The organism is Okeania sp. KiyG1 (genome assembly GCF_014132355.1).
In the GTDB taxonomy this organism is placed as follows: Bacteria; Cyanobacteriota; Cyanobacteriia; order Cyanobacteriales; family Microcoleaceae; genus Okeania.
Window position 1 is genome coordinate 1 of sequence record NZ_BLZO01000140.1, and the last position, 8,739, is coordinate 8,739.

Consider the following 8,739-nt stretch of genomic DNA (forward strand, 5'->3'; position numbering starts at 1 on the left):
GGCTGAAACAAACTAATGCACGTACTTCATGCCTTATAGGAATTGCTATATATATAATTTTGCTTACCTAGTTAGGGCTTGCTGATTAATTCTAAAAGTATTGACAGATATTGGTTTTAGCGTTTTAGAGTTGAAAAAAGTACCAGCTTTTCGGTGGCAAAAGCTGCATAAAGCTAGTATTTTGGGACGATTATGGCAGAAAAATTGAGAGACAAAACGCCCGCTCCTACCTCCTCTACATTCCCCATTCCTCCTGTCTTCCCCTCCCTCCACGGTCGGGGTTAGGGTGGGTTGGGAGGGTTTAGGGGTGGGTTGTCTCCTGTCTTCCCCTCCCTCCACGGTCGGGGTTAGGGGTGGGTTGGGAGGGTTAGGGGTGGGTTGTCTCCTACCCCAGCAAAAAGACTTTATGAGCGCAAACCCTAATTATAGTATAATAACTTAAAATATTAATGAAAAATTACTAACAATGAAAGAAAAATTACTCAACTGGTTAGATACATTTTTAGTGGCAGATGTATTTCTAGTAATAATTGCTTTTGCTTGGTTCGCGATCGCTGTAATTGGTCGTTATTCTGGAGTTGCTTTAGGTCTCGATCTTTGGCATAAATTATGGGAACCAGTATTTACTCCAGCTATCGGAATTTTGATGGGAGGCGCAATTCTTAGTGGCATAATTAAACAAATTACCAAACGTTTAAATTCTAATTAATATTCAATTTGATTCATTACTATTGAAGAAGGAAAAAGGAAGAAGTGGATGGGGACTCAAACCCCAACCAATTGTCAACACCGTGTAGACGGCGGGGTATTAAACCCAAAAGAAAAAGATAAAAAAATTATCCTTGTTATTTTTGGTAAATTTATTTCATCTTTTGCGTTCCTTATTTTTGATTATTATTTTTATGAAAGATTCAATTGAACAAGAAAATTTTAACCCCTGGAATTACAAACCTTGGTGGTGTCAACCTTGGTCGATATTGTTGACAGGAATAACTATTATTAGTGGTAGTTGGTTAGTGTTTAGAATTGTTTGGTTAACAGTTATTATCTCTATTCCAATATTGACTTGGATGGGATTTTTCCTGGTAATTTGGCCGAAATTAATGGCAGAATCAAGAATGGGATAAAAGATGTTAATTAAACAAGTCTAAAATTGTATCAAAAATTTAGATTCAATTATATATGTTCAGTAACGGAGCTTTAATCAAGAGTGGTTTGGGGTGGGAATTTGCCAGTGAAGAAATTTTAGAAGATTTTCTTTATGAACACTTAGACATTTTACTAGGTTTGAAGGTTTTAGACAGACAATATATTGTTAATAGTCAAAGGTGCGATATTTTGGCTGTTGATAATCAGGAAAAATTAGTGGTGTTGGAGTTAAAAAATGTTGAGGATAGGGGAATTGTTCAACAGTTGACTCGTTATTATGATGCTTTGTTAGATGAGAAACCTTTTAGTGACAAAGTTGATTATCGGCAACCTGTGAGATTAGTAGCAATTACTCCTAGTTTTCATCGGGATAATTTTACAGACCGAAAATATCACACTCTTGATTTTCAATTTTTGGAGTTTTCTGTTATTCAAGATGGGGATAACTTTTATTTTTGTTTGAAAGATATTGATAATGGGGAGATTTCAAAGGCAATTATTCCTTATCAGGAGCTAGAAAATGATTTAGATTTACCTACCCCACCCACAGCACTTTTGAAAGTTGTAAATAATTTGGATGCTCAACAGCAGGAAGAGGTATCTAGGATTAGAAAAAAAATTCTGGGTTTTGACAGTAGGATGCAGGAATTTTCTTCTGCTGGGAGTATTAAGTATGGAATTGGTACTGGGAAAAGTAGTAAATTTTGTGCTGAATTTTTCCTGGATAAAGGCGAATTAATAATATTTCTCTGGATACCATATAAAGGAGGTGAAAGTTCGAGAATTGGCAGAGCTAGAATTTGGACAGATTGGCAAGATCAAGCTTTGATTGAAGGTTATGTATCCAGTGGAGTAGGAACAGAAATTAATCGGCACAAAAGGAGTATGCAAAAACTAATAGAAGCGATTGAAAAAGGAGGAGATTGGTCTCGAAGGTGGAAGTATGGTTGGTCTGAAATAACAGTTGGTGGGTATTCTTGTTATTTACCAATTAAAGAAAGTATGGTATACAAATATGTTAAAGAAGTTAATAAAATTATTAAGTATCCCAAAAATATAAAACCTCTGACCAAGGAAGATATGGAGCTATTTAAACATTATAAAAACTATGGGAAGCAAGAATAGGAGAAGAATTAAAAACAGAAGTTTTAGATTGTTATAAATCTCTAGACTCATTAGTTGATTTAGCATTAGAAAAATGGCGATCGAGACTTTAAATAGAATTCATATAAAATTCTATTTATCTTTTTCTTTATGGGTTTAATATCCCACCGTCTACACGCTTTCTACAATATGGTGAGGATTTGTAGAAGCGGAGGGGATACTTAAAAGTTGCCCTATCCACTCCTTGATTCTTCCTTATTCAATATTTGCTATCAAATCTCTGTAATACCAAGCGTGAAAAAATAATGTTACAAATAATAAGCAGTATTAAAATAATTTTTAGGAAACATCTATTGGAAAAAAAGATAAATTACTACATAAAAAATGGTATTAAATCTATTCCCATACGACTCCTGACTCCTGTCTCCTGACTCTTAAGCAGTAACCTAAATATTTATAGCAAAGATTTATTAAACTTGTATAACACTACTCAAAAATTAAATTATTGACAAAAAATTAGGTTTCAAGCCTTCCTCCTTGAAGGGGATAAAAAAGAAAATTCTGCATCTTCAAAATTTCCCTATTGCAGGATGTACTGATAACTGTTAGCGTAGCTCCTCCGACAGGAGGCTAACTGATAACTGATAACTGAATTGGCTGACCATTAATAAATTTGATACAATGTACCTAAAACTTAGCTAATATACATAAAAATGAATCAGCCAATATTATCAATTGTAGTACCCACAAGAGAAGGTCTTCCCGAATATTGGATAGAAACCCTTTTAAAAATAAATGGAGATGTGGAATTAATTTTATCCCATCCTCCAGGAATGAAAAAACTGCCAATTAGCGACCCTCGAATGCAACAAATCAATAGCTCATTTCGGGGAGAAATAATTCAAAGAATGACTGGGTTAGTAAATGCTTCAGGGAAATATATTTTAACAGTAAATTGTGACGAAATTCTCCATCCAGATATTGCAGAAATTACCAAAAATATTTCACTAAATATCCTGATAGTTGGGTTTTAAGACTTAATAGAAAAGATGTAAAATATGGTGATGAAGCTACTTTAAAATCTCCTTGGGAATCAATATTTAATATTGATGAAATGAATACTTGTGGTGTAAGAACTGGGGACCAAAGCTTACAAAACCAACCAAATTATATGGTAGAAATACCCATAGCTCCTTTGCATAATAAATTCAATCCCTTGTGCCTTTTAGGGAAAAGAAAAGACCATCAAGGATGGCATACAGAAAACTTTGATAAAAAGTATGGAAAAATGAAATAGTACAAGCAACTTTAGCAGATATTAGAGATGCAATGATTTTGTCAGGACCGTTTAAATATTTTCCTTTTTGGTGTTTAGATAGATTATTAGGACTTTCTATTCAAGCAAAGTATTATGAGCAAGGAAAAATTATCGGTCATAAATTGCCTAAACCAGAACAAATTAGAATTGAAGATAATCCTCCTGAATATAAAAGAAGTAAAAGATTTTATGTATTTGCCGAACTTTTATTACTGAAAAATAATCCTCAATATGGCTACCTCTGGAATCTAATTTTAGCTCAATTAACAGAGATTCCTGTGAGGGCAGTTTCTTCTATAAATCGACGTTTTTCAGAGAATAAAATGCAAAAAATTCCTCATGGATAATTGTTCAATAATTAGGGCTTGCTGATTAAATATCAGAGTATTGACTGATATTGGTTTCAGCCTTTTTTGGTCGAAAAAAGTGCAAACTTTTCGGCCTAAAAAGCTCATGCATGCTAGTATTTTGGGATGATTATGGCAGAAAAATCTTGGGACAATTTTTACGACTACCTCCTCTATAATTTCCATTTCTCCTGTCTTCTCCTCCCCTCCACGGTCGGGGTTAGGGGTGGGTTGGGAGGGGAGGGGCGAGGGGTGGGTTGTCTCCTGTCTCCTGTCTCCTACCCCTAGCAAAAGACTTTTTCAGCAAACCCTAATTAGCAATTTAATGATATAAGCATTTCCTGCGGACTGCTGCGCAAACAGCATTCAGCAGTCAGCTAGCCTCCTGTAGGAGGAACAGGGTATAAAACCCCGGTGACTACAAGCTTGTTGGGGTAACTCCCAGAAAAAACTGTGATACCTGGGGATGGATTGGTTCTGTTAGCATAAATCCTTGCGTTTTTCGAGTAATAGCTAGACCTGTTTATTTTCGTCGTGCATTACACTTTGATAATGCGGAAAAAGGCGGTATTCTTGACATCCTCCCCGGCCTAAAGGCACGGGGATTCCTACCGAGCCTTAGCTCCTCGGTGGGTTGACGTCTCACAGGCTGCTGCTACTTTGGCAGTAGTCTGACGCTTGCCTCCACGTCCGTTTAGAGTTTCCGAGTGCCCCCGGCAACTAATAACACTATAGCATATATTCAATTCACTTAACATAAAAATAAAAAGTCGCCCTACAAGGGCGAGGCTTTAAACCCAATTTTTCGGTAAACGCAAAGGTGGAACAATTACTCCTTTTAAACTTCGGTATGGGGATAAAGTTATTGCTGAGAAAGCAGGAAAAACTTACAGCGGATGGATTGGTGGTTTTACTGACGCTAAAACCAAAAATATCAGCGTTTATGACCACAATTGGAAACGAATTGGGCAATTTTCTCCTAATAAAGTCCAACTTATTCGTAGGTCTAATAAACTGTGTGTTGTTTAACTTTCCCGGCGGTTTTAACCGCCGTTTGCCTTGACTCCACCCTTTAAAAGAGGTGGATTCCAGACTCTCGATTACTTCTCTTGAGTAGGGGAGTGGGGAGTGGGGGAGAAGTAAACATAAAAATAATTAATTTAATGCGCTCCTAGCTAATAGTTACAAATTCGCAAGAGGTCTATTCTATGTCCTAACCACTCTAGTTATTGCTATATCAAAAAAATTTTCTTCCTTCTCTCCTAGATAACTAAAGCCTTCTTCCTTCTTCCCTCTTCCTACTTCCTTCTTCAAACAACTCTATTTTGATTAATACATTCCCGATACCAATCAAAACTTGCTTTTGTTAGACGTTGCTGATTCTGATAATCAATATAAACTAAACCAAAGCGACGGTCATAACCATAAGACCACTCAAAATTATCCATAAAACTCCAGACAAAATATCCTTTTAATGGATACCCTTCACTAATAGCACGATGGGCAGCTTTGAAATATTGGCGTAAATACATAATTCTGTCAGTATCTATTACCTTGCCTTGAGCATTAACTTCATCTTGAGCTGCACAACCACTTTCAGTAATAAATAATGGTAAATCTTGTCGCCCCAATGTTTCTCCAATATGACGAATACCCCAATAGAGACTTTCGGGAATAATATTTAACCAAGGCATATACATTTTGGGATAACCAACAGGAAAAGATAAAAACTCATAACTAGGTTGGCGATCGCGATAGTCATAACTCCCATTATCCCTTGCTTGTACATAAGTACCAGAATAGATATTTAACCCAACAGCATCAAGGGGTTGATGAATAATTTCTAAATCTCCAGCTTGAATATCTGGCGCGTCTTTTCCCAAATGCTCTAGTAAAGCAGGACTATATCTACCAGTCAGAGCAGGAAAAATAATCCCACCATTTTGCCCGCAAAGGTGAAATGCTTGTTGAGCAGCTTGAATATTTTCTGGTGTTTCAGAAATGGGAACAGTTACAGAAATATTATCAACTAAAGAAATCAAACAAGGTGTGGGAGAGGCAGCGCGAATAGCTTGAGTAGCTAACCCGTGGGCAAGTAAAGCATGATGAGAAGTTTGCCAGACTTCTTTATTAGTATCAACACGAGTACCTGGAGCGTGAGGAGGGTCAGAATTGACGGCATAACCGAGATGGGTAAAACAAGTAATTTCATTTATAGTCATCCAGTTAGTTATGCGATCGCCTAACCGACTTACCACCGCAGTTACATAATCTGCAAAATCTTTTGCCATTTCCCGACTACGCCAAGACCCGTATAAGTCTTCCAAAGCTTCGGGACTATCCCAATGAAACAGAGTTGCGTGGGGGGTAATATTGTGTTGATGCAAACAGTCTACTAAACGGCGATAAAAATCTATTCCTGCTTCATTGACTGTACCCCGACCATCAGGAATAATGCGTGGCCAAGCAATACTAAAGCGATAATGTTTGACACCCAGTTGTGCCATTAATTGAATATCTGTTTCGTAATGATGATAGTGGTCGCAAGCTATTATACCTGTATCGCCATGTAAGACTTTTCCTGGAGTTTGACTAAAGGTATCCCAGACGCTTGGTTTGCGACCTGCTTCTGTGGTGGCACCTTCTATTTGATAGGAAGCGGTGGCTATTCCCCACATAAAATCGTCTGGAAATTTATAACTATTCATGGCGTTGCTGAAGCGCGTGTGTGATATTAATCTTAATTACTTAGGAGTCAACCCACCCCTAACCCCGACCGTGGAGGGGAAGTCAGAACTCAGGAGTCAGGAGGGAAGAAAGAAGAAGAAAGAGGAATAGAAGGAGAAAGTTTGATATAGCAATAACTAGAGTGGTTAGGACATAGAATAGACCTCTTGCGAATTTGTAACTATTAGCTAGGAGCGCATTAAATTAATTATTTTTATGTTTACTTCTCCCCCACTCCCCCACTCCCCTACTCAAGAGAAGTAATCGAGAGTCTGGAATCCACCTCTTTTTAAAGGGTGGAGTCAAGGCAAACGGCGGTTAAAACCGCCGGGAAAGTTAAACAACACACAGTTTATTAGACCTACGAATAAGTTGGACTTTATTAGGAGAAAATTGCCCAATTCGTTTCCAATTGTGGTCATAAACGCTGATATTTTTGGTTTTAGCGTCAGTAAAACCACCAATCCATCCGCTGTAAGTTTTTCCTGCTTTCTCAGCAATAACTTTATCCCCATACCGAAGTTTAAAAGGAGTAATTGTTCCACCTTTGCGTTTACCGAAAAATTGGGTTTAAAGCCTCGCCCTTGTAGGGCGACTTTTTATTTTTATGTTAAGTGAATTGAATATATGCTATAGTGTTATTAGTTGCCGGGGGGCACTCGGAAACTCTAAACGGACGTGGAGGCAAGCGTCAGACTACTGCCAAAGTAGCAGCAGCCTGTGAGACGTCAACCCACCGAGGAGCTAAGGCTCGGTAGGAATCCCCGTGCCTTTAGGCCGGGGAGGATGTCAAGAATACCGCCTTTTTCCGCATTATCAAAGTGTAATGCACGACGAAAATAAACAGGTCTAGCTATTACTCGAAAAACGCAAGGATTTATGCTAACAGAACCAATCCATCCCCAGGTATCACAGTTTTTTCTGGGAGTTACCCCAACAAGCTTGTAGTCACCGGGGTTTATACCCTGTTCCTCCTACAGGAGGCTAGCTGACTGCTGAATGCTGTTTGCGCAGCAGTCCGCAGGAAATGCTTATATCATTAAATTGCTAATTAGGGCTTGCTGAAAAAGTCTTTTGCTAGGGGTAGGAGACAGGAGACAGGAGACAACCCACCCCTCGCCCCTCCCCTCCCAACCCACCCCTAACCCCGACCGTGGAGGGGAGGAGAAGACAGGAGAAATGGAAATTATAGAGGAGGTAGTCGTAAAAATTGTCCCAAGATTTTTCTGCCATAATCATCCCAAAATACTAGCATGCATGAGCTTTTTAGGCCGAAAAGTTTGCACTTTTTTCGACCAAAAAAGGCTGAAACCAATATCAGTCAATACTCTGATATTTAATCAGCAAGCCCTAATTATTGAACAATTATCCATGAGGAATTTTTTGCATTTTATTCTCTGAAAAACGTCGATTTATAGAAGAAACTGCCCTCACAGGAATCTCTGTTAATTGAGCTAAAATTAGATTCCAGAGGTAGCCATATTGAGGATTATTTTTCAGTAATAAAAGTTCGGCAAATACATAAAATCTTTTACTTCTTTTATATTCAGGAGGATTATCTTCAATTCTAATTTGTTCTGGTTTAGGCAATTTATGACCGATAATTTTTCCTTGCTCATAATACTTTGCTTGAATAGAAAGTCCTAATAATCTATCTAAACACCAAAAAGGAAAATATTTAAACGGTCCTGACAAAATCATTGCATCTCTAATATCTGCTAAAGTTGCTTGTACTATTTCATTTTTCCATACTTTTTTATCAAAGTTTTCTGTATGCCATCCTTGATGGTCTTTTCTTTTCCCTAAAAGGCACAAGGGATTGAATTTATTATGCAAAGGAGCTATGGGTATTTCTACCATATAATTTGGTTGGTTTTGTAAGCTTTGGTCCCCAGTTCTTACACCACAAGTATTCATTTCATCAATATTAAATATTGATTCCCAAGGAGATTTTAAAGTAGCTTCATCACCATATTTTACATCTTTTCTATTAAGTCTTAAAACCCAACTATCAGGATATTTAGTGAAATATTTTTGGTAATTTCTGCAATATCTGGATGGAGAATTTCGTCACAATTTACTGTTAAAATATAT

At 37.5% G+C, this 8,739-nt stretch carries 10 protein-coding genes; 7 read left to right on the forward strand and 3 right to left on the reverse strand.

Going from position 1 to position 8,739, the window contains the following annotated elements:
- Window positions 1-466: 466 nt before the first annotated feature.
- From SAGCYANO_RS33185 to SAGCYANO_RS33210, 6 genes are all read left to right on the forward strand, one after another.
- The gene (locus tag SAGCYANO_RS33185; protein WP_202223945.1) at window positions 467-709 is read left to right on the forward strand and encodes a hypothetical protein; all 243 of its coding nucleotides are present in this window, start codon (window positions 467-469) and stop codon (window positions 707-709) included.
- A 193-nt stretch (window positions 710-902) separates the two neighbouring features.
- The gene (locus SAGCYANO_RS33190; RefSeq protein ID WP_202223946.1) at window positions 903-1,127 is read left to right on the forward strand and encodes a DUF6737 family protein; all 225 of its coding nucleotides are present in this window, start codon (window positions 903-905) and stop codon (window positions 1,125-1,127) included.
- 55 nt (window positions 1,128-1,182) lie between these two features.
- Entirely contained in the window at window positions 1,183-2,274 is a 1,092-nt protein-coding gene (locus tag SAGCYANO_RS33195) for an endonuclease NucS domain-containing protein (protein ID WP_202223947.1), read from the forward strand.
- Window positions 2,275-2,966: 692 nt separating this feature from the next.
- Window positions 2,967-3,287 (forward strand): hypothetical protein, encoded by a 321-nt coding sequence (locus tag SAGCYANO_RS33200; protein WP_202223948.1) that lies wholly within the window; start codon window positions 2,967-2,969, stop codon window positions 3,285-3,287.
- Between the two features lie 80 nt (window positions 3,288-3,367).
- A complete protein-coding gene (locus tag SAGCYANO_RS33205; protein ID WP_202223949.1) occupies window positions 3,368-3,550 on the forward strand; it encodes a hypothetical protein in 183 nt (60 codons plus the stop codon).
- Window positions 3,551-3,582: 32 nt separating this feature from the next.
- Complete coding sequence (locus SAGCYANO_RS33210; RefSeq protein ID WP_202223950.1) at window positions 3,583-3,918, forward strand: hypothetical protein; 336 nt, start codon at window positions 3,583-3,585, stop codon at window positions 3,916-3,918.
- A 608-nt stretch (window positions 3,919-4,526) separates the two neighbouring features.
- Here the strand turns inward: SAGCYANO_RS33210 and SAGCYANO_RS33215 are convergent.
- Together SAGCYANO_RS33215 and SAGCYANO_RS33220 are read right to left on the reverse strand one after the other, a co-directional pair.
- Entirely contained in the window at window positions 4,527-4,664 is a 138-nt protein-coding gene (locus SAGCYANO_RS33215; protein WP_202222712.1) for a hypothetical protein, read from the reverse strand.
- Window positions 4,665-5,228: 564 nt separating this feature from the next.
- Window positions 5,229-6,626 carry a GH1 family beta-glucosidase gene (locus SAGCYANO_RS33220; protein WP_202223951.1) on the reverse strand — a complete coding sequence of 466 codons (1,398 nt, stop codon included), beginning with the start codon at window positions 6,624-6,626 and terminating at the stop codon, window positions 5,229-5,231.
- 654 nt (window positions 6,627-7,280) lie between these two features.
- Here SAGCYANO_RS33220 and SAGCYANO_RS48350 point away from each other — a divergent pair.
- On the forward strand, window positions 7,281-7,403 hold the full coding sequence (locus SAGCYANO_RS48350) for a hypothetical protein (protein ID WP_255502447.1): 123 nt from the start codon (window positions 7,281-7,283) through the stop codon (window positions 7,401-7,403).
- A 607-nt stretch (window positions 7,404-8,010) separates the two neighbouring features.
- Here SAGCYANO_RS48350 and SAGCYANO_RS33225 read toward each other — a convergent pair.
- Entirely contained in the window at window positions 8,011-8,562 is a 552-nt protein-coding gene (locus SAGCYANO_RS33225) for a hypothetical protein (protein ID WP_202223952.1), read from the reverse strand.
- Between the last annotated feature and the right edge of the window lie 177 nt (window positions 8,563-8,739).

Coding starts and splice junctions, on each gene's coding strand:
- SAGCYANO_RS33220 (WP_202223951.1), bottom strand. CDS start 6,626: ATGAATAGTTATAAATTTCCAGACGATTTTATGTGGGGAATAGCCACC.
- SAGCYANO_RS33205 (WP_202223949.1), top strand. CDS start 3,368: ATGAATACTTGTGGTGTAAGAACTGGGGACCAAAGCTTACAAAACCAA.
- SAGCYANO_RS33185 (WP_202223945.1), top strand. CDS start 467: ATGAAAGAAAAATTACTCAACTGGTTAGATACATTTTTAGTGGCAGAT.
- SAGCYANO_RS33190 (WP_202223946.1), top strand. CDS start 903: ATGAAAGATTCAATTGAACAAGAAAATTTTAACCCCTGGAATTACAAA.
- SAGCYANO_RS33200 (WP_202223948.1), top strand. CDS start 2,967: ATGAATCAGCCAATATTATCAATTGTAGTACCCACAAGAGAAGGTCTT.
- SAGCYANO_RS33225 (WP_202223952.1), bottom strand. CDS start 8,562: ATGAATACTTGTGGTGTAAGAACTGGGGACCAAAGCTTACAAAACCAA.
- SAGCYANO_RS33210 (WP_202223950.1), top strand. CDS start 3,583: ATGATTTTGTCAGGACCGTTTAAATATTTTCCTTTTTGGTGTTTAGAT.
- SAGCYANO_RS33195 (WP_202223947.1), top strand. CDS start 1,183: ATGTTCAGTAACGGAGCTTTAATCAAGAGTGGTTTGGGGTGGGAATTT.